Source organism: Deltaproteobacteria bacterium GWC2_65_14 (assembly GCA_001797615.1).
Lineage (GTDB): Bacteria > Desulfobacterota > Deferrimicrobia > Deferrimicrobiales > Deferrimicrobiaceae > GWC2-65-14.
In genome coordinates this window covers 22655-49565 of the sequence record MGPV01000038.1, presented here as the reverse complement: position 1 = coordinate 49565, position 26911 = coordinate 22655, and the positions used below count along the sequence as shown (strand labels likewise).

The following is a 26911-nucleotide window of genomic DNA, read 5'->3' as shown; positions in this document are numbered from 1 at the left end:
CGTACCGCCTCACCAGGTAGAGCCGGTAGCCGATCGTCCAGAGGACGGAGGCGGTCAACCCGGCGGCCAGGAGCCATACCATGCCCCCCTGGATGGTGCGCGCCGACCCGGCGATCTCCAGCCCGAATCCCCGCCCGAGCCCCATACCGACGGAGGCCCAGAGGATAGCCCCGAGGGAATCGAGGAACAGAAACAGGGGAAGCGGCAGGGCGGCGATACCGGCCAGCGGCGGCATGACCGAATTGACCCCCGGGAGGAACTTCGACAGCAGGATCGTGACCGTCTTCCTGCGATGGAACTGGTCGACGGCGCTCTCGACGCACACATCCGGGTTCAGGGAGATCCGGCACAGCATGAAGAGCACCCTCTTCCCCCGGCGCCGCCCCAATTCGTACCAGATCCCGTCGGCCGCGACCGCCCCCAGGACCGCCCCCGCCACCAGGACCGGCAGAGACACATGCCCGGTTGCGGACAGCGCCCCGGCCAGGAGGAACAGCGGGAACGCGGGGAAGGGGACGCCAATGTTCTCGAGGAAGCTCACCAGGAACATCGCCGCTCCTCCGTAGCGGGCGAGGAATAGGGAAATCCAGTCCATCGTGGCAGCCCCCACGCGATGAAACAGTATTTCGGTATAGATGCCTCCCGGGCTTCCCGGGATGCCGGATCCTCACCGTTTGCCCTTGCCCGTCAGGCGGGTTTGCGCGGCCGGACGAAATCCTCCACCAGGGCGGCGACGGCGGCGCACTCTAGTCCGAATGTGAGGTATCCCGAATATCCCAGAAGCGGCATCTCGAAGAAGTGGAGCCGCTGGACATACGGGATCGAGTAATTCCACTTCGCCAGGCTGTGGAAATTCCACATCTCCCAGAAGAAGCCGCACAGCAGGGCCGCCAGGGCGTACCCGACCGCCTCCCTCCAGTCGCCCGCCGCGACCCCCGAGAGGATGTGGGGCCTGCCTGCGATCCCGTCGAGGGAGAGCAGGACGAGAAGGGGCGCGACCCAGAGGAGGGGGTAGAACAGGTCGGGCCGGACGCCGATCCCGGCCAGGCTTCCTGCGGCAGCGGCCAGAAGGACCCAGGAGGCGGCCTTCGGCCCGGGGACAGTCAGGGGGAGAAAGCTGCGGAAGGGACGGTCCAGGCGCGGGAAGGTGGCGAGCCACTCCCGGGTCGAGAGCACGGCGGGCAGGACCGTGGAGAAAGGGAGCGTCCCCAGCCAGAAATACTCCCACGGGCCGTATCGGGACGGGTCCACATAGTACCAGTTCTGGACGAAACGGTTGAGGTACTCGAAGGACCACCAGAAGGCGGCGCTTGCCGGAAAGAGAAGGAGGAAGAAGCGCGGCCGCTCCGTCATGAGGCATTTCCCCGCCTTGCGGTATGTGAGGGCGTTCACGACCACGACATAGGAGACCCATAGCGGGGTGAAGGTGTGGGCCTGGAGCGGGGCGAACCAGGAGAAGCGGGACCAGGCCAGGATCCAGAACGCGATCCCCGAGACCACCCCGGCCCACCCCCAAAGAGGAAAGGGCCGCACCCTCGAGGCCTCCGCATCGGGTTCCGGGCGATACCGGGCCGCCCGCAGGACGAAAGGGGCCAGGGGGGCCAGGACCATCAGGACTCCCAGGAAGAAAAGCGGAAGGGAGAAGGGGGCATGCTCCACGTACCGAGTCGTCGGGGGAAACTCGAGATAGCGGGCCACCGGCTCCCCGGCGACCCCTATGCCCACCATCGGAAGGCCGAAGGCCATCGCGGCGAAGACCAGGAGCTTCCGCAGGGGGCTCCTCATCGAGTGCGAGACCCCTTTGATCCGGCAGCCGGCCGGGGAGTGCGCGAGTGCCTCCCCCTCACCTCCCCTTCGCCGCCTCCCCGCGAAGGACGGAGCAGGTGGAAGAGGCGCGGGCGACCGGCGCGACCCACAAACGGTCCGGATACGGCGTTCCCATGTCCCACCCTCCCGGGATACCGCGGCCGCCCCCGCGCGCTGCGTGCGGCGTCGGCTTGCCCCACGGCTTCTCCGCTATTATCCCTTGAAACGCCGCCCCGCGAAAAGGGAGGACGAAGGAAAATGACTACCCGGGTGCCGTCAGGTAGATCCCCCGTGCGATCCGCTTCCCCTCCGCGGTCAGGAATTTCGTCTCGATCAGGGGGGCGATCTTTTCGCCGGACATCGTACCCGCAACCTCCCGGAGGTTGACGATCATGTCGGCGTCCCAGAGGCAGGCGAACTCCTTCGTGCGGATCTTCCCCGGGGTGTGGTGGTACGCGATCAACTCCCTGACCGTCGCGATCTTCCGCCCCTCAACGCCCAGCTCCTTCAGGATCTTCTCCGCGACCGGCGGACCGAGTTTTTCCTGGTAGTGCCCCGCGCTGCTTTTGTACCTCTCCTCCGCCGGCTTGATCCCCACGTCGTGGAGGAGGGAGGCCATCGTCACGACCTCCCGGTCCCCTCCTTCGACCGCCTGGATCCGAAGGGCGTGTGAAGTGACTTCCAGGGCGTGCGCGATGCGGCGGGCATCCTCCCCGAAGAACCGCTCCACCTCCTTGCGAACCTTTTCGTACATCCTCCCCTCCCCCGTTCCCGGAGATTCCCCCGACGGCCGTTGTCGCCCGGCTCACCACCACCGCCAAAGAGAGATGATGAACAGGACGGCGAAAATCAGGCCCAGGATAAAGTAGGTCATGAAGTAGAAGGCCTTCAGGTGGGTCGGAGCCCTTTGGACGGTCCCCGCCGCCAGGAGATTGCCGACGAAAGGCATGGAGACAACCTTCTCCTCCCCGTGGGGGGCCAGCTTCAGGGCGTCGGTCAGGTCGAATCCCGCGAGGTGCCTGCCGACATGACCTCCGTCCTTCCATAACCTGCTCCCCGTGGCGTCGAAGATCCGCCCGTCATAGGCAAAATAGGCCGGCCGGCCCTCCTTCCCGTCGTACCCGGACAGATCGTCCGGCGCCATGTCCTTTTTCTCCCGATCGACCGTCACCCGTCTTTTTTTCAGCCTGGGCCCGACGATGAACGTGACGATCACCGCGATGCCGACCATGATGAGGTACAGGACGATCTTCACCGTCAAGAGAATGCCGAAGCGGGTCCGGATGAGATCGGCCGGGGAGTGGATCCGAAACAGCGTGAGGAGGATCCCCGTGACGGCGATGAGAACGATCGACCCCCATCCGACGATCAGCTCCCCCCGCGGGAGGCCGTGGGCCGCGTAGGAGGGCTTGAGAAGCAGGTGGACATACAGGATGGTTCCGAACCAGAGGACCGCGGTGAACAGGTGAAGAAACCCGGCGAGAAACCGGACGGTGTGGCGCCATCCGGTGGAGCCGGCCGCCTCCCGCCCGGCCGCGGGAAGCGTCCGCCGGAACGACTCGCCTTCCGCTGTCAGCTCCCCTCCCCCGGCGGGGTCGAGATGACAGGCCCGGCACTCCCTCCCAGTGCGCGAGGCATACTCCTCGGTCCCGGTCCCGCGGGAAGGGAACAGTGCCAGGACGAGGGCCGAGGCGAGAAGGAGGAAGGCGACCCTGCCGACCGCCGGGGAGCGCCCGGATTTCATACCGGCTACTTTGCCCGATCCTGCAGCGACGTCCCGAAGAGCAGCCAGAGGTAGTCCTCCTGCCGCCGGATGTAGCGCTTCCCCCCTCCCGCCATGTTCTCTCCCGCGAGACGGCCCTGCTTGATCGCGCTGCGCCACCCGAAGTTGATCCGGACCTCGTGGGTCTTCTCGTCGTAGAGTTCCGCGCAATCCCCCGCCGCGAAGATGCCGGGGACGTTGGTCCGGAGCCGGTCGTCCACGATGACGCCGGTGCCGACCTTCACCCCGCTCCCCTTGAGAAAATCGACGTCGGGGAGCCGCTCGACGGCCGCCGCGATCATCGAACAGCGGATCGTCTCCCCCTGCAGGTCGCGGACCTCGAACATCCCCTCGTCGACCTCCCGGATGGAGGCGATGTCGTCCCCGCCGAGGATCCGGACCCCCCGGCTGCGGACCTCGTCGAGGACGCTCGCCTCGAACTCCCCCGAGATCGGGTATCCGAACCGGGGAAGGTCCGGCTTGATCCAGATCACGCTCCTGCCCAGCGCCGCGAGGGCGCGGCTTGCCTCGATCCCCACGTACCCCGGACCGTAGACGATGACCGGTCCCGGCCTTCCCGCGCGTTCCCGGATCCTTTTCCCGTCTTGGAGAGAATCCACCGGAATGACCGCCCCCGGGTGCCGGTCGAGCGGAGAGGGAAGGACCGGCTTTCCCCCGGTGGCCAGGAGGAGATAATCGTACGCCTCTTCGGTCCCGTCCCCGAACGTCACCCTTCTTCCATCCGGGTCCACCCTCGTGGCCCGTTTCCCGCCGAGCAGCTCGATCCCATGCTTGTCGAGATCCTCCGCCTGCGGATCGGCGAGGGCGGAAAGATCGATCTTCCCCGAGATGAAGTCCGGCACCAGGGGCCTCAGGTAGGGCGGGTCCGTCTCCGCGTTGGCGATGACGATCTCCGCCTTTCGGTCGGTCTTTCGTACCGCCTTGGCCCCGGCGATTCCCGCCGGACCCCCTCCCAGGATCAGGTAGCGCATCGGTTCCTCCTTGTCAGGACCGGACGATCCCGCCCGGAAGAGATGCCGTCCCATGTTCCCTTCCTTCGAACCTTCACGCCCGCCATTCAATGCGCCGGTCTTCGGAGAGTATTGCGGACAACCGGAAGAACGTACGCATTATCCTACCGGTCCGGCCCGGTGGCAATCCCTTCTCCCCTCCGGAACGAAGATCGGGGGGAGGACGGGCCTCCACCCGATTCAGGTCAATGCGCGTGTTTCCCGGCGACGGCCGGCTCGGGATGGCCGGGCCCTGCGCCCCCCACGTCCCCGGCGCCATGGGCGATCGGCGTGGTGGCGTCGACGTAGAGGCGTTCGACGAAGTGCAGGAACGGAACATACGCCCCCACGTACGCCCTGCCCGCCTCGACGCTATCCCCGGCGTGCTTCTTCCTCTCCATCGCCTCGACGTAATACTTGTGGATCCCCCCGTGGATCTTTTCCTCGATCAGCGCGAGCAACGGTTTGGGGTTTCCCGTTTCCAGCGCCTTGTCGGCCGCGGGGATGGCGGGGCCCAGGTCAAGTCCCGCGGGTTTGAGGCCCGTGTACGGCGCCCCCTCCCCCTCGCGGTGCACGCGCACCAGCGTCTCGAAGAAGTACCGGTCCGCCAGCTCATTCTCTTTCGGCCCTTTCCCCCGGACCGCCGACACCAGATCGAATGCCTCCCGGATCTCGCCCTCCTTTTCCTTGGCCACCCACGGGAGGAGCAGGTTCACGTCCCCCTTGTCGAGAGCTTTCTTCGCCAGGGTGACGACCGGCCCATCCATCGTGTCGCAATGGGCGAGGGCGCTTCCTGCCCACGCCATGGTAAGGATGATTACCGCCGCCGCTGCACCTCCGAGTTTTGCCAGGCATTTCATCTTCCCCTCCTTCCCCGCACGGTCCGCGGGGGACAACGAGTTGGATATCACGGCTCCATCGTCGCAAACCCCGGGAATCCATACATTGACATTAATCAATATATAGGCGTTTCCGGAAATATCTCTCCGTCGAAACCGTGATGGGAGAAAAAGAAAAGGGGGCCTGTGGCCCCCGTGAAATCGTGTCCTTCCGACCCCTCGCGATAAGGCCCCTGATCACGCCGGCAGTTCGAAATCCCCCCGGGCGATCCTCTTCGCCATGTCTCCGTGGTCGGCCTCCGTGGGGGACGGGGAGACGACGTGGAGGACGACCATGTCGGTCTTCGCCTTCACGCCGCGCGCCATCTTCCTCGGGACGACGACCAGGTCCCCTTCCCGGACGGGGCGGCGTTCCGAACCCGCCACCACCTCCCCTTCCCCGGCCAGGACGTAGAGGACCACGTGGACGTCGGGCTTGTGGACGGGGATGAACTGGCCGGCCCGGAACGAGGCCTGGATCACCTTCATCTCCGGGCTCTCGAACAGCGGTTTCGGCGCAAATCGGTTCGGGTCGAACGTCACCTTCTCCTTCGGACGGGCGAACACGGGGGCGGGCATCGACATCTCCTCCTTCCAGGGGAATCCGTTTCCGGTCATTTTCTCACAAGATCGGAAGAAGGACATTGAGACAGGTCAACTCAGAACCACTTCTTCCTCCGGAACCAGTAGAGCATCCCCCCCGCGCCGCCGGCCATCAGCAGCAGGACCGCCGGGTACCCGTAGCGCCAGGAAAGCTCCGGCATGTTGAAGGGGGAGGCCTGCGGGTCGAAGTTCATCCCGTAGAGCCCGGCGATGAAGGAAAGCGGGATGAAGATCGTGGCGATGATGGTCAGCACCTTCATCGTCTCGTTCATCCGGTGGGAGACGGCCGACAGGTACTCGTCGAACAGGCTGGCGGCCATCTCCCGGTAGGTCTCCACCATGTCCATCAGCTGAACCGCGTGGTCGTAGCAGTCCCGCAGGAAGACCTTCGTCTCGGGGAGGATCAGGCCGGACTCCTCCCGGATCAGCTCGTTCATCGCGTCCCGGGCCGGCCAGGCCGCGCGGCGCACCTCGATCAGCTTCCGCTTCGCCTCCCGGATCTCCCGGAGCGTCTCCGGGACCGGGTCGGCCATCACCCGCTCCTGCAGCTCCTCCACCAGGTCGCCCAGTCTCTCGAGAACGGGGAAATAGGCGTCCAGGACGGCGTCGCAGAGGGAGTAGGCGAGGTAATCGGCGCCGAGGGAGCGGACCCTCCCCTTGCCGTTCCGGATCCCCTCCCGAAGCGGGTCGAAGGGGTCTCCATGCCGCTCCTGGAAGGTCACCACGAGCCGGTCGGCGAGGAAGAGAGAGAACTGCTCCGGCTCCTCGGGGTACTGGATCTCGCGCAGTACGACGAGGAGGTGGTCGCCGTACCGCTCCACCTTGGGGCGCTGGGGGATGTTCAGGACATCCTCGAGGGCAAGCGGGTGGAAGCCGAACCGGTCCCCGAGCGCCTTGATGACCCCGGGGTCGGCCAGCCCCCATACGTCGACCCAGAGGACCCCCTTCTCGGGGACGGAGAGCAAGGGGATCTCCTCCGGGCGAAGGACCCGCTCCTCGCACCGGTCGGGGCCGTACAGGAAGGCCGTGATCCGTACCGGGGCCGAGTCGGCCTCGATATGTGCCGTGAGGGTCCCGGGGAGGGTCCCCGGAAGCTGCGACCGCTTCCTCCTCCGCTTGCGAGCCATCGCGCCCCTCATTTCCCGGATTTCCTCCTTTATACCAGACGCACGGAGCGCCTCCAACGTCGCCCCCGCCGCTTGCCCGCCCGACGCCGCGCATGAAATAATGACCGTACTTCGATCCACATCCGGGAGGTAGCGGGATGAAACGGATCTCCTTGCGGGGGGTCGGGCTCGCCCTGTCCGCTTCCGCATTCCTGGCGCTTCTTCTGTATGCCTGCGCGGTCAACCCGGTGACCGGCCGTTCGGAGCTTTCGCTGGTCTCCTTCACGGAGGCCGAGGAGGTCAAGCTCGGTTCCCAGGCCTACACCCCGGCGGTGCAGCAGCAGGGGGGATTCTACCGGGACCGCGCCCTGGAGGACTACGTTCAGGAGGTCGGGATGCGGCTGGCCCGGGTGTCCCACCGCCCCAACCTCGATTACCGCTTCCGGGTGCTCAACTCCTCGGTTCCCAACGCCTTCGCGCTCCCCGGCGGGTTCATCGTGATCAACCGCGGGCTGCTCGTGGGGCTTTCCAGCGAGGCGGAGATGGCGGCGGTGCTGGGGCACGAGACCGGCCACGTGACCGCGAAGCACTCGCTCGCCGGATACCAGCGGGCGCTGGCCGCGAACATCCTGCTCGCCGGGGTCGCGGTCGGCACCGGGGGGAAGGAGTGGGCGATGGACCTCTCCGGGATCACCGCCTCCCTGGTGAACAACGGCTTCTCCCGGGAGCAGGAGCGGGAGTCCGACTGGCTCGGCATGGACTACATGGTCCGGGCCGGCTACAACCCGATGGGGGCGGTCCGGCTCCAGGAGTATTTCTACAGGGAGCTGGAGGGGGGGAAGAACCCGATGTTCGTCGAGGGGATCTTCCGGACCCACCCGTTCTCGAAGGATCGGCTGGACAACGCCCGTGCCCGGATCGCGGAGCGCTACGCGGGGATCGCCAGGGACCCCGGCTACACCCTGAACGAAACGGTCTTCCGGCAGAAGACGGCGCGGCTCCGTGAGGTCCAGAAGGCCTACGACATCGCCGACGAGGGGGACAAGCTGCTCAAGGAAAAGCGATACGGGGAGGCGTTGCGGAACTATGAAGAGGCCGCGGCCCGGGAGCCGGAGCAGGCCCCGTTCCATTCCTCGATCGGGCGGGTCCGTTTGATCCAGAAGGAATACGGGGCCGCGGAGATTTCGCTTCGCAAGGCGATCCGGCTCGACGACGAGTTCTTCGAGCCGCACCTGCTGCTCGGGGCGCTGCACCACCAGCGGAACGACCACCGGGCGGCGATCCCGGAGCTTTCCCGGAGCATGGACCTGCTCCCGACGAAGCAGGGGGCGGCGATGCTGTCGAAGTCGTACGAGGCGATCGGCGACCTGGAGAACGCGAAGAAGTACGCCGGGATGGCGAAGTAGCGGCTACTTCAGGATCTCCGAGGAAGCCATCCGATCGGAACCAGCCGGAACAGAAGGAAAAACGGGTGCTTCCGGCGCATGGACCCACCCCCGGGGGGGGATTTCGGTGTCCCGGGCATCTCCTATCGATTATAATGGACGGATTGTCCCCGGCGGCGCAACCGGATCCGGTCTGCCGGGAGTTTCGGAAAGGAACCGCTTGTGGCCAAGGAAGAATTCATCCCGAAATGGCTCGCCTGGGAAGTCACCGGGCGCTGCAACCTGAACTGCATCCACTGCCGGGCGTCGTCGTCGATGACCTCCCACGACACCGACTTCACGACGGAAGAGGCGAAACAGCTGATCGACGACATCACCTCCTTCTGCAGCCCGGTCCTGGTGCTCTCCGGCGGGGAGCCGCTGCTGCGTCCCGACCTCTTCGAGATCGCCTCGTACGGCACCGCCAAGGGCTTGCGGATGTGCATCGCCACGAACGGGACGCTGGTGACCGACGCGGTCTGCGCGAAGATGAAGGAGAGCGGGATCAAGATCGTCTCCCTGTCGCTGGACGGCTCCACCGCGGCGGTCCACGACGACTTCCGGAAGCAGCCGGGGGCCTTCGAGGCGACCCTGCGCGCCGCCGAGACCTTTCACCGCAACGGGATCAAGTTCATCGTGAACTCCTCCTTCGCAAAGCGGAACCAGCACGACATCCCGCAGACCTACCGGCTCGCCAAGAAGATCGGCGCCCACGCCTGGTACATGTTTATGATCGTCCCCACCGGCCGGGGGCAGGAGATCCTGGACGAGCTGATCAGCAAGGAGGACTACGAGGAGATCCTCGAGTGGCACTACCAGATGGAGAAGAACGAGCCGGACATGCTGGTCCGACCCACCTGCGCCCCCCACTACTACCGGGTAGTGATGCAAAAAGCGAAGGAGGAGGGGCACACGTTCGAGCGGCGGTCGCTCACCTTCTCCACCGGCGGCGGGAAGGGCTGCATCTGCGCGCAGGCGATCGCCTTCATCGACTCGAAGGGGAACGTCCAGCCCTGCTCCTACTTCCCGGTGGTCGCCGGGAACGTCAAGAAGCAGCACTTCCGGGAAATCTGGTACCATTCGGAGCTGTTCGAGTCGCTGCGGGCCTTCGAGAAGTACAAGGGGCGCTGCGGCGAGTGCGAGTACATCAACGTCTGCGGCGGATGCCGCGCCCGGGCCGACGCCGTCCTGGAGGACTATCTCCAGGAGGAGCCGTTCTGCGACTACGTACCGATCCGGACGCGGAAGCGCCTGGAGGCGGCGGTCCAGGTCGGGAAGACCGCCAAGAAATAATTCGCCCGAGCACAGAACCTCAGAACGGGGACGTTCCTAAGAACTGGGGAAGGCCAGTTCCCCGGATCCAATGTACGACTTCTTAGGAACGTCCCGGTTCTAAGGAACGGCCCGGTCCTGAGGGAGGAGAGCATGGTGGAGTACCGGTTCCTGAAGGCGTGCCGGCGCGAGCCGGTCGACGTGACCCCGGTCTGGATCATGCGGCAGGCGGGCAGGTATCTCCCGGAATACCAGAAGATCCGGGGAAAGACCTCCTTCCTCGACCTGTGCAAGACCCCCGAGCTGGCCGCGGAGGTGACGGTCCAGCCGATCGACCGGCTGGGAGTGGACGCCGCGATCCTCTTCTCGGACATCCTGGTCCCGGTGGAGGCGATGGGGGTCCCGCTGGAGTTCCACGAGGGGAAGGGGCCGCTTTTGGGGAAGGCGATCCGGGGCCAGGCGGACGTCGACTCGCTCGCCGTCCCCGACCCGGCCGACACGGTCCCCTTCGTGATGGAGACGATCAGGATCCTGCGGAAGACCTTCGAGGGGCGGGTGCCGCTGATCGGCTTCTCCGGCCTTCCCCTGACGCTGGCCTCCTACATCGTGGAAGGGGGGACCTCCCGCAATTTCATCAAGCTCAAGACGCTGATGTACCAGGCGCCGGAGGTCTTCCGGTCGCTCATGGAGAAGATCGCCAGAACGGTCGTCCTCTACCTGAACGCGCAGATCGAGGCCGGCGCGCAGGCGATCCAGCTCTTCGACACCTGGGCGGGGATCCTCACCCCCGGCGACTACGAGGAGTACGCCCTCCCCTACACCCGGATGGTGGTGGAAGGGCTCCGGAGAGACGGCGTCCCCCTCATCCACTTCGCGAACGACTGCTCGACGCTGCTTCCGCTGATCCGGACCCTTCCGGTGGACGTGATCGCGGTCGACTGGAGGATTCCGCTGGATGTGGCCAGCGGCGTGGTGGGACAAGGCGTGGCGATCCAGGGGAACATGGACCCGACGATGCTCTTCCACCCGCCGGCGAAGATCGCCGAGTGCGTTCGCGACGTCCTGCGCAGGGGGGAGAAGACGGCCTCCCACATCTTCAACCTGGGGCACGGGATCCTTCCGCCGACCAACCCCGACCACGCGGTCGCGATGGTGGAAGCGGTGCACCGCTACGGAAAGAAAGCGTAGCTCGCAAGGCCAAGGGAGCCCGATTGCCCGCGACCACCCCGACGACCGGCGTCGTCCTGCTGTACATGGGGGGGCCGGACACCCTGTCGGCCGTCCGGCCGTTCCTCGCGAACCTTTTCTCCGACCGGGATCTGATCCGGCTCCCCGCCCCGTTCCTCACCCAGCCGCCATTCGCCTGGATCGTCTCGGGCGTGCGGGCCCGCAAGGTCCGGCGGTACTATGAGGAGATCGGCGGCGGATCCCCGATCGTCCGCCACACGGAGGCGCAGCGGGCGGCGCTGGAGGCGGCGCTTTCGGAAACCGGCGGCCGTTACCGGGTCTACGTGGGGATGCGCTACTGGCACCCGCTTTCCCGGCATGCCGCGCTCGACATGAAGGGGGACGGTGTGGCGCGGGCGCTGGCGCTTCCCCTCTACCCGCAATACTGCCGCGCGACGACCGGATCGAGCGTCAAGGATCTCCAGCGCTGGCTTCGTTGGGCGGGGGCAGACATCCCGCTGGCCGAGGTTTCCTCCTACCCGGACCATCCCGGCTACGTCGAGGCGCTCGCGGAGAAGATCCGGGAGACCCTCTCCGCTCCGGGAGCCGGTCCGGAGACGCACCTGCTGTTCACCTTCCACGGGGTTCCGAAGTCGTTCATCGACGAGGGAGACCCCTACCAGGCGGAGGCGGGGCGCACCGTCGCCGCGGTGATGCGGCGGTTCCCGGGGCATCCGCACTCGGTCTCCTACCAGAGCAAGGTGGGCAGAGTGGAGTGGCTCGGGCCCGACACCGTCGACGAGGTCCAGAGGCTCGGGCGGGCGGGGGTCCGGACGCTGGCGGTGATTCCGGCAAGTTTTGTGTCGGAGCATATCGAGACGCTTCACGAGCTCGACATCCGGCTCCGGAAGACCGCCGGGGAGGCAGGGATCGGCAATTTCCTGCGGGTCCCGGCGCTCAACGACTCCCCGGCCTTCATCCGGGCGCTGCGGGACATCGCGCTCTCCGCCCTCGCGGAGGGCGGCCCGCGGGAAAGGACCGCGTCATGACGAGGATCGCGATCGTCGGGGCGGGGATCTCCGGGCTGGCCACCGCCCACTACCTGGTCCGCCTCCTCTCCCAGGCGGGGAAAAGCGCCGAAATGGTAATTCTCGAGGCGGAGAAGGTCCCCGGCGGGAAGATGCGCACGATCGTCGAGGACGGTTTCCGGATGGAGTGGGGGCCCAACGGGTTTCTCACGAACAAGCCCCACTCCCTGGATCTGGTCCGGGAGCTGGGGATCGAGGACCGGCTGGCCCGCTCGTCGGACCTGGCCCGGAAGCGCTTCATCTACTCCGGCGGGACGATGCACCGGCTCCCCGAGACCCCGCAGGCCTTCTTCCTCTCGAACCTGCTCTCCCTTCGGGGGCGGCTCCGGATCTGCGGGGAGCCCTTCGCGCCCGGGCCTCCCGTGGGGGTGGACGAGTCGCTCGGCGACTTCGCGAGGCGGCGGCTCGGGGAGGAGGCGCTCGAGAAGCTGATCGACCCGATGGTCACCGGCATCTTCGCGGGGGACCCGGACCGGATGTCGCTGGCCAGCTGTTTCCCCGTGATCCGCGACCTGGAGCGGCGGTACGGCGGGCTGGTCAAGGGGATGATCTCGCTCGCGCGGGAGCGGTCGAAGGCGGGCGATAAGCGGGAGATGTCGGCGGGGCCGGGAGGGGTTCTCACCTCGTTCGACGACGGGGTGCAGGCATTGATCGACGTCCTCGCGGAGCGGCTCGCGGACGGCCTGCACCTCGGCGTCTCGGTCGAGCAGGCGCGGCGGCGGGAGGGGAAGTTTCTCCTGTCGCTGCTGGAGGACGGCCAGCGCGGGGAGATCGACGCGGACGGGGTCGTCTTCGCGATCCCCGCCTATGCCACGGCGGAGATCGTCCGGCCGCTCGACCCGACCCTCTCCGACGCGCTCGTCGCGATTCCCTATTCCCCGATCTCCGTGGTGGCGCTGGGGTACGACCGGGCGACGCTCGGGCACCCGCTGGACGGGTTCGGATTCCTCATCCCGCGGAGGGAACGGCGCAGGATCCTCGGGGCGCTCTGGGACTCGAGCGTCTTCGCGAACCGGGCGCCGGAGGGAAAGGCGCTGATCCGGGCGATGGTGGGCGGGGTGCGGAGGCCGGACCTCGCCTCGCTGCCTTCGGAAGAGCTTGTCGCCCTCACCCGCTCCGAGCTGTCGTCGATCCTGGGGATCAAGGCCGAGCCGGTCCTCGCCAAAGCCTTCTTCCACGAGAAGGGGATCCCCCAGTACCTGGTGGGTCACGGCAAGGTGCTTGAACGGATCGAAGGGCGGCTGGCCGCCCACCCCGGGCTGTTCGTCAACAGCAACGCCTACCGGGGGATCGCGCTGAACGACTGCGTGCTGCAGTCCCGCCTGACGGCGGAACGGATCGCGGGGGGTAACGAACGATGACCTTTTCCCAGATGGTTTCCGTGGCCATGACATCGCTCGGAATGGTCGTCCTGCTGGCAGCCCTGTTTCCGACGAACCGGATCGTCCAGGAGCTCCCGCAGGGGACGGTGCGATCCTGCTGGATCAGCCTCCGGTCGGAACAGACGAGCATTCCGTCGACTCCGGGGTGAACCGCCCCGATGATCTCGCACCAGGAAAAATGGCCCCCTGAATCTCCCGATAACCGGCAATAGCAGGGAAAATATTTATCCCTGTTTCCCCTGAAACAGCGTATCGCCCTTCTTGCACAGATATCTTCCCGTACCCGTACTTTAAGTTTCGTCACATTGCAGTCGGACTGATCCTTGCAGTAAACTTTTTTTTCCTGCATGGAGGTCCCGAACCCGACTGATCCACGGAAAACCGAACATTCACCCGACAGGGGCAGAAAGGAGTCTGGGAAATGAGCAAACCGTTTGAGGGTGTTTTTTCCGCACGGAACGCCACCTGGTTTCTTGGCGCAATGACTCTGGTTTTCCTCGTTTCATGGACGGTCCCGGTGGCCATCGGTTCCCCGATCCATGAATCCGCAGTAACCTATCCCGTTCCGAAAAAATTCGTCCAAAATGGCGAGTTCGAGATTTTCCTCAGGCAGAACGGGGTCTGGAAGAAGGTTTCCTCTCTCCCCTTCGACCGGTTCTACCGGGAACAGACTCTTGAGATCCCCGAGGCCCCGGCCTCCTCGAAACGGCATGTCGTCCGGCTGAAGAAAACGGGAGGGGGAGCCGCGCACATCGACGCGATCTCACTGTCCGCCATCGCCCCGGTTTCGGTCTCCGGAAGCCGGGAGGCACAAGCCGGGAAGCTGGTCGCAAAACCGGACTTCGACGTCCTGGACGCCTCCTCGGGAATCGTGGAGTTTTCCTTCCCGGCGCGTCGCGGAAGGACCCTATCCCTGGTGGCCAGGATCGAGAGTGAACGGATCGCGGACATCCCCTTCCGCTTCCCCCTCTCCAACCAATCAAAGCCGATCCGCATTTCCTCGGACTTCTACCAGTACCGCTGGGGAGGAGCAGACAGCGGGAAGACCTTGAAGGGCAAGGCTCTGGAGCGGACGGCTCCCTTCTTCCGCGAGTTCTGCAGGGCAGGGACCGGTCACCCCTCTTCCGATATCTATGGATGGGTCAGCAACGACGAGAAGAACCTCTATGTCCGGATCGACCTGACCGGCGACAACACCCGGGACGGGAACAAGGACTATTCAGCGGTGTATGTAAAGACCGCCTCCGGGGTCAAGGAGTTCAAGGTATCCGAAGCGGATACGGCATGGGGAACTCCTGGATTCACCTATACGGACAAGGTTCCCTACCGGCACAAGGTCTACAATTTCACGATCCCCCGTGACCAGCTCGGCCTTGCGAAGATGCCGGCCAACCATGTTCTCAACCTCGCCTTTGCCGCCTACGGAACGGAAGGGCCGGCGCTGTGGGTCGTCTCCACAAGCCCCGACAACAACGCCGTAAACGTTCCCGTGGACAACACCATCTCCGCGACGTTCAACCTTGCGATCAACCAATCCACGGTCGACGACACCTCGTTCGTTGTCGAGCGGACCAGCGACGGCTCCCCCGTCGCCGGGACCTTCTCCTTCTCGGCGGACAACACCGTCGTGACCTTCATCCCCGATACCGCTCTGGACAACAATACGAACTACACGGTCACCCTGCCCGAAGATTCTATTGTCAGCCAGACGGGGTCTGCCTATTTGTGGACCGATTACGTCTGGACGTTCACCACCGCGGGGGGGGACAACACCGTGACCCTCTTCTTCCAGAACACCCCGAGCATTTTCGGGTGCGCCGTGGCTCCGGGGAAGGCGACCTGGAAGGAGAGCGCGGCAGCGCTGTGCCTCTTCATCCTTCCGGCGCTGGTTCTCTTCGCCCGGAAACGGCGGGGGACGGGTGAACGTGGGCATCGCACTCTGTTCCGGGGGTTTTTCCCGTTCCTCCTGGCGGCGGCGATGATCCTGGCCGCCTCCGCTCCCTCGCACGCCGGGGCGCTCGGGCCCCCGCAGCCGTCGGTCAAGGCCGGGCAGTTCGGCGGTGCGATCGGCTACTTCTACACCGAGGACAAGTGGGAGCCCGACACCGCTTCCGTCCAGTCGGGCGGGGTCACCGTGCGCTGGGAGACCGACAAGGTCAAGCAGAACAGCGTGTTCCTGCGGGGCGCGTACGGATTCTCCGCGAACTGCGAGGCCTCCGTGAAGGTCGGCATCGCCGACCGGGGGGCCCCGCAGGGGTTCGAGGACTCGTACGGCTTCCTCGCGGGGGTCGGGGCGAAGGGGATCCTGTACGAAACCCCTTCCTTCTCGGTAGGGCCGATCCTCGACTTCACCTGGTACAGCGACTACGAGGACAACATCGCCTTCTCCCAGGGGGGGACCACCTGGAGCGGGAAGGAGAAGATCGAGGACTCCTGGGATCTCCAGGTCGGTATCGGCCTCCAGGCCCCCGTCGGCAAGGGGATGGTGTACGGCGGGCCCTCGTTCTTCTGGAACCGGGCCGATGTCACGTACCAGATCACGAACGGGGTGGTGAACCTCAACGTCGACAACAAGTACAACCAGAAAAACACCTTCGGCGGATTCGCGGGGGTCCGCTACCCCGTCTCCGACCGGCTCGGGATTGAGATCGAGGGACAGTACCGGAGCGGATTCTCCGCCGGAGCGACCATCCTCTACGCATTCTGAGCCGTTCCGTCCGACGCGGGGGTGGAGAGGAGATTCCTCCTCACCCCCGTTCTCTTTCCCACCACCCGCAGCCCTCCCTTTCCGCCCGGACGGGGAGGAATGCGCTCGACCCGAGCGGCCTCAAGCGATATCCTTGAGGGAGCGAGTTCCCTTGGAAATCCCGCGATCGGAGGAGGACCGGATCCCATGGCGCACATCCGCAACGGGCAGGGGGTCTACGGCCGGCTGCAGAAGCGGCTCGACCGGTTCCCGATCGGGGCCCCGTCCGCTCCCGCCCTCTTCGAGATCCTGAAGCGGCTTTACACGGAAGAGGAGGCCGAAATCGCCAGCCGGATGCCGATCCGGCTCACGGACATCGCAGGCATCTCTCGCCGCACCGGGAGAAGCCCGGAGGCGCTCCTGCCCGGCCTCGACCGGATGGCGGAAAAAGGGCTGGTGATGGACTTCCCGCACAAGGGGAAGACGGTGTACATGCTCTCCCCCACCCTGCTCGGATTCTTCGAGTTCGCCTTCATGCGGGTGCGGGACGACATCCCGCAGAAGGAGCTGGCCGGCTTCATGATGCGGTATGTCCACGACGAGCCGGAGTTCGTCCGGTCGGTCTTCGCCGGGAAGGTGATGCCGGGGAGGACGCTCGTCCACGAGGGGGCGGTCGACCCGGAGGATCTCCCCCGGGTCCTCGACCACGAGCGGGCCTCGCACCTGATCCGGGAGGCGAAGATGTGCGCCGTCTCCCTCTGCTTCTGCCGGCATGCCGCGGAGCACGAGGGGCGCAGCTGCGGCAGGCCGATGGAGGTCTGCACCACCTTCAACGCCGCGGCCGACTTCCTGGTCCGCCGGGGACTGGCCCGGAGGATCGAGCGGGAGGAGACGCGGGAGATTTTCGCAGCCTCCCGGGAGGCGGGGCTGGTCCACATCTCCGACAACGTGAAGAAGCGTCCCGCATACGTATGCCACTGCTGCGGATGCTGCTGCGGGATGCTCTCCGCGATCAACCGCTTCCAGCTCTTCGACGCGGTGGTCACCTCCCCCTTCCTCGCGGCGGCCGACCCCGGCGCCTGCAACGGCTGCGGCTCCTGCGCGAAGAAATGCCCGATCCGCGCGATCGAGGTCCGGGGGGAGAAGCCGGACGCGAAAGCGGCGGTCCTGCCCGAGGTCTGCCTGGGCTGCGGGTTATGCAAAATGGCCTGCGCCCGGGGGGCCATGCGGATGGAGCCGCGGAAGGAAACGATCCTGGTCCCGGAGAACGCCTGGCGGCGGACGGTGATCATGGCGATCGAGCAGGGGAAGTTTCAGAACCTGCTCTTCGACGACTTCGACCGGCTCGACCACGCCGTCCTGCGGGCGATCACCCGGATCGTGGTCGCGCTGCCGCCCGTCAAGAAGGCGCTGCTCTCCGGGCAGGTGCAGTCGCGGTTTTTCAAGGCGCTGGCCGGGTAGGGGGAGGGTTCCCATGCACAGCTACCGGAAGGAGCTCTGGTTCGAGATCCCGAAGCGGATGGCGTTCGTGAACATCACCCGGGAGGTCGAGGCCTGCCTGAAGGAGAGCGGGATCCGGGAGGGGCTGTGCCTGGTGAATGCGATGCACATCACCGCCTCGGTCTTCATCAACGACGACGAGGGGGGTCTGCACCAGGACTACGCCCGCTGGCTGGAGGAGCTCGCCCCGCACGAGCCGATCTCGCGATACCAGCACAACCGGACCGGGGAGGACAACGGCGACGCGCACCTCAAGCGCCAGGTGATGGGGCGGGAGGTGGTGGTCGCGGTCACCGGGGGGAAGCTCGACTTCGGCCCCTGGGAGCGGATCTTCTACGGCGAGTTCGACGGCCGCCGAAGGAAGCGGGTCCTGGTCAAGATCCTCGGGGTGTGACGGGCTACGGGGCCGGCGGCATCCCCACGCTCACCGACAGCGGCGGCATCTCAGGGCGCAGAACCGGTCGTTCTCTCTCTCCGGGTCCGGAGCAGGAGCAGGGGGAAAAGCAGAAGCGCGACGGACGTCGCCTGCGAGCCGATCGGCGGCGGGGACCCTCCCCGGAGTGCCAGGGAGCATCCGCCCGCGGCTCGGGGCGATCCCGAAGTGCCGGGGCTTCCGGAGCCGGAGGGGCTTGCGGGAGCGGCAAGGAAGGCATGGGTCTCCCCCCCGGCGGTGGTTCCCGAGCCGGCCACCTGACCGGCGTTGTTCAGAGAAACCGCCTCGGTCGACCCCCAGCCGGGGAAGGAGATCTCCTCCGTGGCGCCGCCCGACCGGAGGAAGCTGCGCCGGCCCGCCGGGGAATTTCCATACCCCGCCACCGCCATCAGGTCGTTGATCGCCGTCGCCTGCGAGGAACTCCAGCCGGAAGGGGTCATGTCGATATAGAATTCGCCGGACTTGACGTAGCCTCTCTCCATCCCGGTCTTCAGGGCGACGACCGCGATATGCCCCGATTCGTTGATCCCGGTCGGCGTGGAGGCGGTGGCGCCCGGCGGCGTCACGCTCATGTATCCCTGCCCGGGGAGAAACAGGAGAGCGGAATCCCCGCTGCGACCGATCAGCTGACCGGAGCTGTTCCCCCCTGCCACGGACGAAAAGCCGGGAAGGATCTCGGTTTCCCCCCCGCGGGAGATATAGGCGCCGAGCTGGCCCGTTCCCGCTACCGACCCGTCCTCTCCCAAATAGATCCCTTCCGAATAGGCCCAGTCCGGCGTCGGGTCCAGGTAGGCGCCTCCGCGCAGCAGAAAGGCATGAGGAACCCCGTTCCAGTAGGCGGTGCCGGCGACGTCCCCCCGCCCGTTCACCCAGTTCGCCCTCGCCGAGTCCGCGCCGGGGGGGAGAATCTCCTGGAACGTTCCGGAACTCCTGAGGAATCCTCGTTCCCCATCGCCGGTCATCCCGTAGCCCGCCACCTGCCCGGAATCGTTCACGCAGAGGGCGGCGGATGACTTCCAACCGGGTGGATGAAGGTCCTGGTATGTATAGGATTCGGATGATGCGGAAACGGGATTGAGCAACAACAGGAAGGAGGCCGCCAGGAAGGCCACCGATACCCGGATGACCGGCTTGATCGATATCGTTCCAGCGGATTCCATCGCCAGTAAATAAAAGCAAATATCGATCCGCAGACATCAGGCAAATAACGCATTGATTTTATTGGTTGTTTCAATGGGGGTCTCGCCGAAGCCCACCAGGATGGGAAATATTTTTCCTGGTTGCGCCTTTTGTGGGAAACTATTTACCCATATTGGGCGCCCTCCATGCGTTTTCGGCAGCCCGACTATCAGGATATCGGCAGAAAATTTCCCCCCACATCCCCGAAAACGAGTCGTCCCCTGGCGCCCTCGCGTCGGGGCGCCCCATGGGCGCAGCCAGCCGAAGGATGGGGGGATGAGCGGAGATAAAAAGGTTCTCCGAGAGCGGAGGGCAGTCGGAGCGAAGCCCCCCTCCGAGGCGGCGAAGCCTTCCCCGGGCGCCCTCACTACGGGACGCAACGCGGGCGCAGCCAGTCGAAGGATGGGGGGATGAGCGGAGATAAAAAGGTTCTCCGAGAGCGGAGGGCAGTCGGAGCGAAGCCCCCCTCCGAGGCGGCGAAGCCTTCCCCGGGCGCCCTCACTACGGGACGCAACGCGGGCGCAGCCAGTCGAAGGATGGGGGGATGAGCGGAGATTCAATGGCGGCGAAGCCGTCCTCTGGCGCCCTCACGACGGGGCGCAGCTATGCTTTCTGGAGGTAGGCCGACAGGGGGAACGGGTCGAAGGAGAAGGTGGAGTAGTAGGGGGAGCTGTCGCAGACGCTCTCGGCGAGGAGCATCGCAATCTGGTCCACGGTGACCGGAAACCTCTCGAACCGGGAAAGGGTTTTCACGAGACGGATCATCCGGGGGATGGAGAGATGAACCCGGCGGATCCGTTTCCCGACCGAGGCGGCGATCCGGTCGACCAGGTCGTTGTAGGAGAAGGAGTCGGGGCCCCCCACGTCGAAGGTCTTGCCCGAAAGATCCTCCCGGTCCACCGCGTCGGCAACCCCCTTGGCGACATCCCCGACGAAGACCGGCTGAAGGCGATACTCCCCGTTTCCGGCCACCGGAAGGAACGGGATCTTCCGGAAGGTCCTCGCCAGCTCGTTCACGAACATGTCGCCCGGCCCGAAGATGACCGACGGGCGGAAGATCGTCCAGTCGAGGCCGGAGCTCCGCACCAGATCCTCCGCCCTCCCCTTGGTGTCGAAATAGGGGGTCGGCCCGCCCGGCTCCGCCCCCAGGGCGCTCATGTGGACGAAGCGGCGGATCCCCCATTGCTTCGCGGCATGGAGGGCGTTGCGGGTGGCCTCGACATGCAGCCGCTCGAAGGTGATCCCCTTCGCGGGGAATTCCCGGATGATCCCCACCAGGTGGACGATCGCGTCCGTCCCCTGGGCCCCGTTCTCGACGAATTCGCGGACGGTCGCGTCGCCGGGGGTGACCCGGCAACTCTTCCGCATGTCCTCCGGAACCCGCTCCTCCGACCCCGGCCGCACGAGGATCCTCGGGATATGCCCGCGGGCCGCAAGGGCCCGGCAGACATGCCTCCCCACGAACCCGGTTCCTCCGGTCACCAGCACCTCGCGGAACTGGAGAAACGGGGCCCGTCCCATCTTCTCCCTGCGCCGCTCCATGGCCTTGAGATGATCCCCCTTCCCGCGGGGTTTCGGATCCTCTTGTCTCACACGGTTCTTTATGTCATTTCTAATACTACGGGAAACACCAGGGTGTCTCGTCCGGAAACGATCCTCTGAGCGGAAGGATGGACCTATGCCGACCTATTCCTACGAATGCCGGAAATGCCGCAAGAAGTTCACCGAGATCCTCTCCTTCCGGGAGTACGAGAAGGGGGGACGCAAGTGCCCCAAGTGTGGCAGCAAGGACATCGTCCAGGTTCTCGAGACGTTCTACGCCAAGACGTCCAGAAAATCCTGACCGGGGGTCCGAATGCAGGAGTTCGCAGGAATCGAAACGTGGCGCGTCTTCCGCATCATGAGCGAGTTCGTGGAGGGGTTCGAATCGCTGCGGGACGTCGGCCCGGCCGTCTCGATCTTCGGCAGCGCCCGCACGAAGCAGAAGGACTGGTCCTATAAAACCGCCGTCAATGTCGCCGAGGCCCTCTCCCGCCGCGGGTATTCCATCATCTCCGGGGGAGGCCCCGGGATCATGGAGGCGGCCAACCGCGGCGCCAAGCGCGGCAAGGGGCTTTCCATCGGGCTGAACATCCACCTCCCCGAGGAGCAGCGTCCGAACCGGTACCAGGACCGCTCGCTCCACTTCAAGCACTTCTTCGCCCGGAAGGTGATGTTCGTCAAGTACGCGGCCGGATACGTCATCATGCCGGGCGGGTTCGGGACGCTGGACGAGTTCTTCGAGTCGCTCACCCTGATGCAGACCGGGAAGATCCGCCGGTTCCCCGTGGTGATGATGGGGGAGGGCTACTGGAAGGGGCTTCTCCGGTGGATGCGGACGGTCATGATCCGGGAAGGGACGATCTCCCTATCCGACCTCGACCTCTTCCACGTCACCGACGATCCGCTCCATGCGGCCGATTTCATCATCCAACGTCACCGGGAGAGCATCCGGCCGATCGGCGAGCGGCGCAAGTTCGCCCTCCCCCCGGAAGGCCCCCCGATGCTGTAGGCGGAGCACCGGGCTTCCCGAGACGGGAGAATCTCGATGGGCAAGCGGATCCTGATCTACACGACCCCCTGGTGTCCCGACTGCCTGGCCGCCAAGAAGTTCCTGGCGGCCAGGGACCTCCCCTTCGAGGAGGTCGACATCGAACAGGACCCGGAAGCCGCCGTGACGGTGATGAACCTGAACGACGGGATGAAGAAGGTCCCCACCCTCGACATCGAGGGGACGATCGTCTCCGGCGACAAGTTCAATCCGGCGAGGTTCGAGAAGGATCTCCGCGACGCCGGGGCGCTCTGACCGGTCAGCGGCCGGGGTCGAGGAACGCGAGCACTTCCCGGTTGAACGCTTCCGCGTTCTCCGCGAAGAGGCGGTGGGGAGCCCCCGGAAAAAGCGCCAGGCGGGACCCGGGGATCCGCTCCGCGATCCGCCGCGAGTTCTCCGGCGGGACCAGCCGGTCCTCCGTCCCGGTGATCACCAGGGTCGGGGCGGGAATCCGGGCCAGTCTGTTCCCCGCGGCGTGGCCGATCGCGGCAACCAGCTGCGCGGCGACCCCCGCGGCGTCGGCGGGCCTTGCCAACCGTCTTCGGACGAAGGCCTCGACCTCCTCCGGCTTCTCCCGGCAATAGCGCTCCGTGTAGAGGTACGGGATCGTCCTCCGGATCTGTGCCTCGAGGTCTGCGGACGGATCCCGGGCGAAGGCGGCCAGCGCCTCCGGAGAAGGGCGCACCGAGAGCGCTCCTCCCAGCGCGGTGCAGGCCAGCACGAGCCGCTCCACCCGCCCGGGGTGGCGCAGCGCGACCTCCTGGGCGATCATCCCCCCGAGGGAAACCCCCAGCAGGTGCGCCCTCGGGATCCCCAGGGCGGCAAGCAGCGCGGCGGCGTCGTCCGCCATCTGCGCGGTGGTGTACGGCCCCTCCGGGACCGCGCTTTCCCCCGCCCCCCGGTTGTCGAAGGCGACGACCCGGTGCTTCCGGGAAAAGGCCGGGAGCTGGTAGAGCCACTCCGAGAGGTCGCTCCCCATCCCGTTCACCAATAGAAGCGGCGGACCGTCACCCCGGATCACGTAGTGCATCCGGAAGCCGGGCGCGTCTGTAAAGGGCATCGGTCTCCTCCTTCGGCTTGCTCCGCTCCGTTGTACGCCCTGCCGTGATCGTACCACCGACCGAGGACCCGCAGCGATGCGGGGGATGGAGGGCCAGCGTCCAGGGGTCCTCGTCATGTGCCCTCGTCGCGAGGGTCCCGGAAACGGCTCCGCCGCCTCGGAGGGGGGCTTCGCTTCGCCCGCCCTCCGCCCCCGGTTCATTCTTTTTATCTCCGCTCATCCCCCCTCCTTCGGCTGGCTTCGCCGGCAACCGGGGACCCGCAGGTCGATGCGTACTGTAGGAGAGCGCGGGGTCCTGGCCATAGGTCGCACCGTTTCACGGCCGGGGGCAGTAGAATGAGGGGGCGATGGACGCATTCCTGGTGAAGCGGATCGTGTCGGAGCTCGCGCCGGTCCTGCGCGGGGCGGTCGTCTCGAAGGTGCACCAGCCGGCGGAGCGGGAGATCGTCCTGACCCTCTGGACCGGCCGGGAGGAGAAGCGGCTGCTCCTTTCCGCCCACCCGGAGCTCTGCCGGATCCACCTGTCCACGCGCCGCGTCCCCAACCCTCCATCGCCGCCGCAGTTCTGCCAGTTTCTCCGGCGGCACCTCGAGGGGATGCGGGTGGAAACGCTTTCCGCCGCCCCCTTCGACCGGCTGGTCCGCATCGACTTCGTCTCCCTCCGGCCCGACGCCCTGCATGCCCGCACGGCCCTGCTCGCCGAGCTCTACGGGCGGCACGCGAACCTGATCTACGTGGACGGGGAAGGGACGATCCTTGCTCCGCTGCGCACCGTGTCCCCCGAGGATAGTCGCGTCCGGGAGGTCGCCTCCGGGCTCCCCTACCGGCCGCTTCCGAAGCCGGAGCGGATCTTCCTCCCCGAGGTGACCGGGGAGGATGCGGCCCGCTTTCATGCGCTGGCGTGGGAGGGGCTCCCGCGGCTGCTCCAGAAGGAGATCTCCGGGCTGGGGCAGGAGCTTGCGCACGAGGCGGCCGGCCGGGGAACGGAGGGGCCGGAGGCGCTCTTCGCGGGACTGCGCGAGCTGGTCCGCCGGTACGAGGAGGAGGACTTCTCCCCGGGGATCGGGACCCTGCCCAACGGGAAGAAGCGGCTGCTCCCCTTCCCCTGCCCCGGGGCGGGGTTTTCGGAGTTCGCCCCCTTCCCGACCGCCAACGAGGCGGCCGACCGCCACTACGGGGAGGTGGCGGCGGCGCAGGAGGAGGCGGTGCTCCTCCAGCAGGTCCGCTCCCGGCTCTCCGCGCTGCTCAAAAAGGAGCGGCACAAGCTGGAAAACGTCGGCGGGGACGAGGAGCGGCTCGCGGAAGGGCTCAAGGGAGGTGCGTCCGGGGAGACCCTCAAGGCGAACCTGTCCGCCCTGCGCCGGGGGATGACGGTTTTCCAGGGGATCCCGCTCGACCCGGCGAAGACGCCGGTGGAGAACATGAACCGCTGCTTCCGGCTCCACAAGAAGGCGAAGGGGGCGGTCGATATCGTCCGGAAACGGAAGCGCGAGGTGGCGGAGAGCGTCTACTACCTCGAGTCGCTGGAGGCGCAGCTGGCGGAAGCGCGGACCCGGGAGGAAGTCATCGCCGTCCGGCAGGAGCTCTCCGCATCGTTTGCCCCCCGGAAACCGGCGAAGAAACCCGCGTCGAAGAAGGGTCCTGGCGCAGGGAAGACCTCGCGGGCGGTCCCTCCCCAGGTGGAGCGGATCGACTTCCGGGGACACACGATCCTGGTCGGGAAAAACAACGCGGGGAACGACCGGATCGTGCGGGAGCTTAGCGCCCCCGACGACCTCTGGCTGCATGCCCAGGGGATCCCGGGGAGCCACGTGCTGGTCAAGCGGGCGGCGGGGGCCGAGGTGCCGGACGGGGTCGTCGAGGAGGCGGCCCGGCTGGCGGTCCTGCACAGCAAGGCGAAGGGCTCCTCGAACGTCCCGGTCTTCCTGGCCGAGGCGCGCCACGTCTCCAAATTCAAGGGAGCGAAACCCGGGCTGGTCCGGATCGCCAAGTACCGTACGATCAACGTCCGCTGACCGCTTTCGTCAGAACGGGTAGCCCTTCTTTCCCTGCAGCCCCTTCAGGCAGGCGATCTCCCCGCAGTGGGTGAACCCGTTCCCCAGGATCCCGTTGTGGATCACGAAGAGCATCGTCGACTTCCCCAGCCCCAGCGCGGAGAGGTCCACCGGGCGGTCCAGGTCCTTCCCCCGGAGCGACGCCAGGAAATCGTCCGAGGCGGCGTAGACCGCCTGCGCATACTTCCGCAGCGCCGGCAGGTCGACCTTGACCTTGCGGGCCCAGCCGCTCCAGTCCGGGAACCCCGGCTTCTTCGGATCGAACGAGGGGGGCGGCTCGGAGAGCCCCGTCTTCCCCGCCCATGCGGCGGCGAACAGGGGGGCGCCGCCCTTTAGCATCCCGTTGACGACGCCGTCCTCCCCGACGACCACGTGGGCATAGGTCGCGCCTATCGGCAGCGCCTTTCCCGGGGGGATCCAGTGGGCCTGCTCCGTCGTCACGTCGGCCACCGTACCCTCGAGGAGTTCATGGAGACCCTTCATCTGCTCCCGCAGCAGCGATATGACATTGCGTTCCGCACCCGCCATCGAAAACACCTCCTCCTTTTTCCGCTGGATGCCGGTCCCGGCCGAAGGAAGCTTCGGGAGCGCCTACCCGTTGCGCCGGTTCGTGATCGGCATCCGGCGGTCCTTCCCCAGCGCGCGGGGGGTGATCTTGACCCCGGGCGGCGCCTGCCTCCGCTTGTACTCGCTTCCGTCGACCAGGGCGACCACGCGCCGCACCACCTCCTCCGGGTTGCCGGGCGCCGTCATCTCCGGGACGCTTTTTTCCTCCTCCACGTACATCCGCAGGATCGGGTCGAGCACCGCGTACTCCGGCAGGGAGTCGGAGTCCTTCTGGTCCGGCCGAAGCTCCGCGGAGGGAGGCCGGGTCAGCACCCGCTCCGGGATGATCTCCCTCCCCCGCGCCCGGTTGTAGTGCCGGGCGAGCCGGTAGACGCTCGTCTTGAACAGGTCCTTGATGACGGCGAAGCCGCCCGCCATGTCGCCGTAGAGGGTCGCGTACCCCACGCTCATCTCGCTCTTGTTCCCGGTGGTGAGCACCAGGGATCCGAACTTGTTCGAGAGGGCCATCAGGATCGTGCCGCGGATCCGGGCCTGGAGGTTCTCCTCCGCGGTGTCCGGGGGAAGCCCCCGGAAGACGCCGGAAAGCTCCGCCTCGAATCCCCGGAAGATCTCCCCGATGGAGAGGTCGATGCACCGGATCCCGAGGTTGCGCGCCAGCGCGTGCGCATCCTCCACGCTCATCTTCGCGGTGTATGGGGAGGAGAGCGTCACGCCGGTCACCCGCCCGGGGCCCAGCGCCTCGACCGCTATGGCCGCCACCAGCGACGAGTCGATCCCGCCGGAGAGCCCGATGACCACCCCGGGAAAGCGGTTCTTCTCCACGTAGTCGCGCGTGCCGGTCACCAGCGCCCGGAAGATCTCCTCCCCTTCCCCCGGCGCGGGGGCCACGCGGCCTCCTTCCGGTTTCCTTCCCAGGTCGCAGAGCAGGAGATCCTCGGAGAAGAACTCCGCCCGCGCCAGCAGCTCGCCCTTCGGGGAGACGACCATGCTACCGCCGTCGAATACCAGTTCGTCCTGCCCCCCCACGAGGTTGCAGTAGGCCACCGGGCAGCCGGACGCCTTCGCGTGCCGGGCCACCAGCTCCCGGCGGGTTTCCCACTTCCCCGCGTGGTAGGGGGAGGAGGAGAGGTTGAGGATCAGGCGCGCCCCCGCCTTCGCCTCGGCCAGGGCGGGACCCCGCCGCACCCAGATGTCCTCGCAGACGGTGACCCCCACCGGGATCCTTCCGACGCGGAAGAGGCCCGGCTCCTTCCCCCTGCGGAAATAGCGGACCTCGTCGAAGACCCCGTAGTTGGGCAGGTGCATCTTCCGGTAGACGCCGCGGACCTTCCCCCCGGAGGCGAC

23 protein-coding genes and 1 pseudogene (1 of these 24 only partly in view) are annotated in these 26911 nt (G+C 66.5%); 12 read left to right on the top strand and 12 right to left on the bottom strand.

The features are described from left to right. Window positions 1–80: 80 nt before the first annotated feature. Window positions 81–566, top strand: coding sequence for a hypothetical protein (locus A2X88_10810; protein ID OGP34110.1), 486 nt, complete (start codon window positions 81–83; stop codon window positions 564–566). Between the two features lie 121 nt (window positions 567–687). Here the strand turns inward: A2X88_10810 and A2X88_10805 are convergent, their stop codons facing one another. From A2X88_10805 to A2X88_10775, 7 genes are all read right to left on the bottom strand, one after another. Beyond that, window positions 688–1785, bottom strand: coding sequence for a hypothetical protein (locus A2X88_10805; protein OGP34109.1), 1098 nt, complete (start codon window positions 1783–1785; stop codon window positions 688–690). A 283-nt stretch (window positions 1786–2068) separates the two neighbouring features. Next, complete coding sequence (locus A2X88_10800) at window positions 2069–2560, bottom strand: hypothetical protein (GenBank protein OGP34108.1); 492 nt, start codon at window positions 2558–2560, stop codon at window positions 2069–2071. A gap of 51 nt (window positions 2561–2611) precedes the next feature. Beyond that, a complete protein-coding gene (locus A2X88_10795; protein ID OGP34107.1) occupies window positions 2612–3550 on the bottom strand; it encodes a hypothetical protein in 939 nt (312 codons plus the stop codon). Window positions 3551–3555: 5 nt separating this feature from the next. Continuing rightward, complete coding sequence (locus tag A2X88_10790) at window positions 3556–4614, bottom strand: hypothetical protein (GenBank protein ID OGP34106.1); 1059 nt, start codon at window positions 4612–4614, stop codon at window positions 3556–3558. Window positions 4615–4784: 170 nt separating this feature from the next. After that, the gene (locus tag A2X88_10785; protein OGP34116.1) at window positions 4785–5438 is read right to left on the bottom strand and encodes a hypothetical protein; all 654 of its coding nucleotides are present in this window, start codon (window positions 5436–5438) and stop codon (window positions 4785–4787) included. Window positions 5439–5654: 216 nt separating this feature from the next. Continuing rightward, window positions 5655–6101 (bottom strand): hypothetical protein, encoded by a 447-nt coding sequence (locus A2X88_10780; GenBank protein OGP34105.1) that lies wholly within the window; start codon window positions 6099–6101, stop codon window positions 5655–5657. 14 nt (window positions 6102–6115) lie between these two features. After that, on the bottom strand, window positions 6116–7186 hold the full coding sequence (locus tag A2X88_10775) for a magnesium and cobalt transport protein CorA (protein OGP34115.1): 1071 nt from the start codon (window positions 7184–7186) through the stop codon (window positions 6116–6118). A 137-nt stretch (window positions 7187–7323) separates the two neighbouring features. Here A2X88_10775 and A2X88_10770 point away from each other — a divergent pair, with 137 nt between their 5' ends. From A2X88_10770 to A2X88_10735, 8 genes are all read left to right on the top strand, one after another. Continuing rightward, entirely contained in the window at window positions 7324–8571 is a 1248-nt protein-coding gene (locus A2X88_10770) for a hypothetical protein (protein OGP34104.1), read from the top strand. 201 nt (window positions 8572–8772) lie between these two features. After that, a complete protein-coding gene (locus tag A2X88_10765) occupies window positions 8773–9882 on the top strand; it encodes a radical SAM/SPASM domain-containing protein (GenBank protein ID OGP34103.1) in 1110 nt (369 codons plus the stop codon). Between the two features lie 132 nt (window positions 9883–10014). After that, a complete protein-coding gene (locus A2X88_10760) occupies window positions 10015–11049 on the top strand; it encodes a uroporphyrinogen decarboxylase (GenBank protein OGP34102.1) in 1035 nt (344 codons plus the stop codon). A gap of 65 nt (window positions 11050–11114) precedes the next feature. Then, window positions 11115–12077, top strand: coding sequence for a ferrochelatase (locus A2X88_10755; GenBank protein ID OGP34114.1), 963 nt, complete (start codon window positions 11115–11117; stop codon window positions 12075–12077). Further along, a complete protein-coding gene (locus tag A2X88_10750; GenBank protein OGP34101.1) occupies window positions 12074–13477 on the top strand; it encodes a protoporphyrinogen oxidase in 1404 nt (467 codons plus the stop codon). Before A2X88_10755 ends, A2X88_10750 begins: the two co-directional genes overlap by 4 nt. A gap of 502 nt (window positions 13478–13979) precedes the next feature. Continuing rightward, entirely contained in the window at window positions 13980–16205 is a 2226-nt protein-coding gene (locus A2X88_10745; protein OGP34100.1) for a hypothetical protein, read from the top strand. 186 nt (window positions 16206–16391) lie between these two features. Further along, window positions 16392–17645: a hypothetical protein gene (locus tag A2X88_10740; protein ID OGP34099.1), complete on the top strand. Its 1254-nt coding sequence runs from the start codon at window positions 16392–16394 to the stop codon at window positions 17643–17645. Window positions 17646–17658: 13 nt separating this feature from the next. After that, window positions 17659–18078: a secondary thiamine-phosphate synthase enzyme gene (locus A2X88_10735; protein OGP34098.1), complete on the top strand. Its 420-nt coding sequence runs from the start codon at window positions 17659–17661 to the stop codon at window positions 18076–18078. Window positions 18079–18128: 50 nt separating this feature from the next. On the opposite strand, the gene A2X88_10730 is transcribed toward A2X88_10735, so the two are convergent. Together A2X88_10730 and A2X88_10725 are read right to left on the bottom strand one after the other, a co-directional pair. Next, a complete protein-coding gene (locus A2X88_10730; GenBank protein ID OGP34097.1) occupies window positions 18129–19277 on the bottom strand; it encodes a hypothetical protein in 1149 nt (382 codons plus the stop codon). 622 nt (window positions 19278–19899) lie between these two features. Next, window positions 19900–20817, bottom strand: a complete 918-nt coding sequence (locus A2X88_10725) for a hypothetical protein (protein ID OGP34113.1) — start codon at window positions 20815–20817, stop codon at window positions 19900–19902. Between the two features lie 334 nt (window positions 20818–21151). On the opposite strand from A2X88_10725, the gene A2X88_10720 reads away from it, so the two are divergent. Beyond that, window positions 21152–21847 carry a Rossman fold protein, TIGR00730 family gene (locus A2X88_10720; GenBank protein ID OGP34096.1) on the top strand — a complete coding sequence of 232 codons (696 nt, stop codon included), beginning with the start codon at window positions 21152–21154 and terminating at the stop codon, window positions 21845–21847. Window positions 21848–21883: 36 nt separating this feature from the next. Continuing rightward, complete coding sequence (locus tag A2X88_10715) at window positions 21884–22141, top strand: hypothetical protein (GenBank protein OGP34095.1); 258 nt, start codon at window positions 21884–21886, stop codon at window positions 22139–22141. A gap of 4 nt (window positions 22142–22145) precedes the next feature. On the opposite strand, the gene A2X88_10710 is transcribed toward A2X88_10715, so the two are convergent. Beyond that, window positions 22146–22946: a hypothetical protein gene (locus tag A2X88_10710; GenBank protein OGP34094.1), complete on the bottom strand. Its 801-nt coding sequence runs from the start codon at window positions 22944–22946 to the stop codon at window positions 22146–22148. A 347-nt stretch (window positions 22947–23293) separates the two neighbouring features. On the opposite strand from A2X88_10710, the gene A2X88_10705 reads away from it, so the two are divergent. Beyond that, entirely contained in the window at window positions 23294–24961 is a 1668-nt protein-coding gene (locus A2X88_10705; GenBank protein OGP34093.1) for a hypothetical protein, read from the top strand. 9 nt (window positions 24962–24970) lie between these two features. Here A2X88_10705 and A2X88_10700 read toward each other — a convergent pair whose 3' ends face one another. Both A2X88_10700 and A2X88_10695 read right to left on the bottom strand, forming a co-directional pair. Continuing rightward, window positions 24971–25537 carry a hypothetical protein gene (locus A2X88_10700; protein OGP34092.1) on the bottom strand — a complete coding sequence of 189 codons (567 nt, stop codon included), beginning with the start codon at window positions 25535–25537 and terminating at the stop codon, window positions 24971–24973. Window positions 25538–25591: 54 nt separating this feature from the next. Next, window positions 25592–26911 (bottom strand): annotated as a pseudogene (locus A2X88_10695) (hypothetical protein) (it continues 247 nt past the right edge of the window).

Coding starts and splice junctions, on each gene's coding strand:
- A2X88_10780 (OGP34105.1), bottom strand. CDS start 6,101: ATGTCCTTCTTCCGATCTTGTGAGAAAATGACCGGAAACGGATTCCCC.
- A2X88_10740 (OGP34099.1), top strand. CDS start 16,392: ATGGCGCACATCCGCAACGGGCAGGGGGTCTACGGCCGGCTGCAGAAG.
- A2X88_10710 (OGP34094.1), bottom strand. CDS start 22,946: ATGCCCTTTACAGACGCGCCCGGCTTCCGGATGCACTACGTGATCCGG.
- A2X88_10795 (OGP34107.1), bottom strand. CDS start 3,550: ATGAAATCCGGGCGCTCCCCGGCGGTCGGCAGGGTCGCCTTCCTCCTT.
- A2X88_10800 (OGP34108.1), bottom strand. CDS start 2,560: ATGTACGAAAAGGTTCGCAAGGAGGTGGAGCGGTTCTTCGGGGAGGAT.
- A2X88_10735 (OGP34098.1), top strand. CDS start 17,659: ATGCACAGCTACCGGAAGGAGCTCTGGTTCGAGATCCCGAAGCGGATG.
- A2X88_10775 (OGP34115.1), bottom strand. CDS start 7,186: ATGGCTCGCAAGCGGAGGAGGAAGCGGTCGCAGCTTCCGGGGACCCTC.
- A2X88_10745 (OGP34100.1), top strand. CDS start 13,980: ATGACTCTGGTTTTCCTCGTTTCATGGACGGTCCCGGTGGCCATCGGT.
- A2X88_10760 (OGP34102.1), top strand. CDS start 10,015: ATGGTGGAGTACCGGTTCCTGAAGGCGTGCCGGCGCGAGCCGGTCGAC.
- A2X88_10750 (OGP34101.1), top strand. CDS start 12,074: ATGACGAGGATCGCGATCGTCGGGGCGGGGATCTCCGGGCTGGCCACC.
- A2X88_10725 (OGP34113.1), bottom strand. CDS start 20,817: ATGGGACGGGCCCCGTTTCTCCAGTTCCGCGAGGTGCTGGTGACCGGA.
- A2X88_10810 (OGP34110.1), top strand. CDS start 81: ATGCCCCCCTGGATGGTGCGCGCCGACCCGGCGATCTCCAGCCCGAAT.
- A2X88_10715 (OGP34095.1), top strand. CDS start 21,884: ATGGGCAAGCGGATCCTGATCTACACGACCCCCTGGTGTCCCGACTGC.
- A2X88_10730 (OGP34097.1), bottom strand. CDS start 19,277: ATGGAATCCGCTGGAACGATATCGATCAAGCCGGTCATCCGGGTATCG.
- A2X88_10720 (OGP34096.1), top strand. CDS start 21,152: ATGCAGGAGTTCGCAGGAATCGAAACGTGGCGCGTCTTCCGCATCATG.
- A2X88_10805 (OGP34109.1), bottom strand. CDS start 1,785: ATGAGGAGCCCCCTGCGGAAGCTCCTGGTCTTCGCCGCGATGGCCTTC.
- A2X88_10770 (OGP34104.1), top strand. CDS start 7,324: ATGAAACGGATCTCCTTGCGGGGGGTCGGGCTCGCCCTGTCCGCTTCC.
- A2X88_10705 (OGP34093.1), top strand. CDS start 23,294: ATGGACGCATTCCTGGTGAAGCGGATCGTGTCGGAGCTCGCGCCGGTC.
- A2X88_10755 (OGP34114.1), top strand. CDS start 11,115: ATGGGGGGGCCGGACACCCTGTCGGCCGTCCGGCCGTTCCTCGCGAAC.
- A2X88_10785 (OGP34116.1), bottom strand. CDS start 5,438: ATGAAATGCCTGGCAAAACTCGGAGGTGCAGCGGCGGCGGTAATCATC.
- A2X88_10790 (OGP34106.1), bottom strand. CDS start 4,614: ATGGGACGGCATCTCTTCCGGGCGGGATCGTCCGGTCCTGACAAGGAG.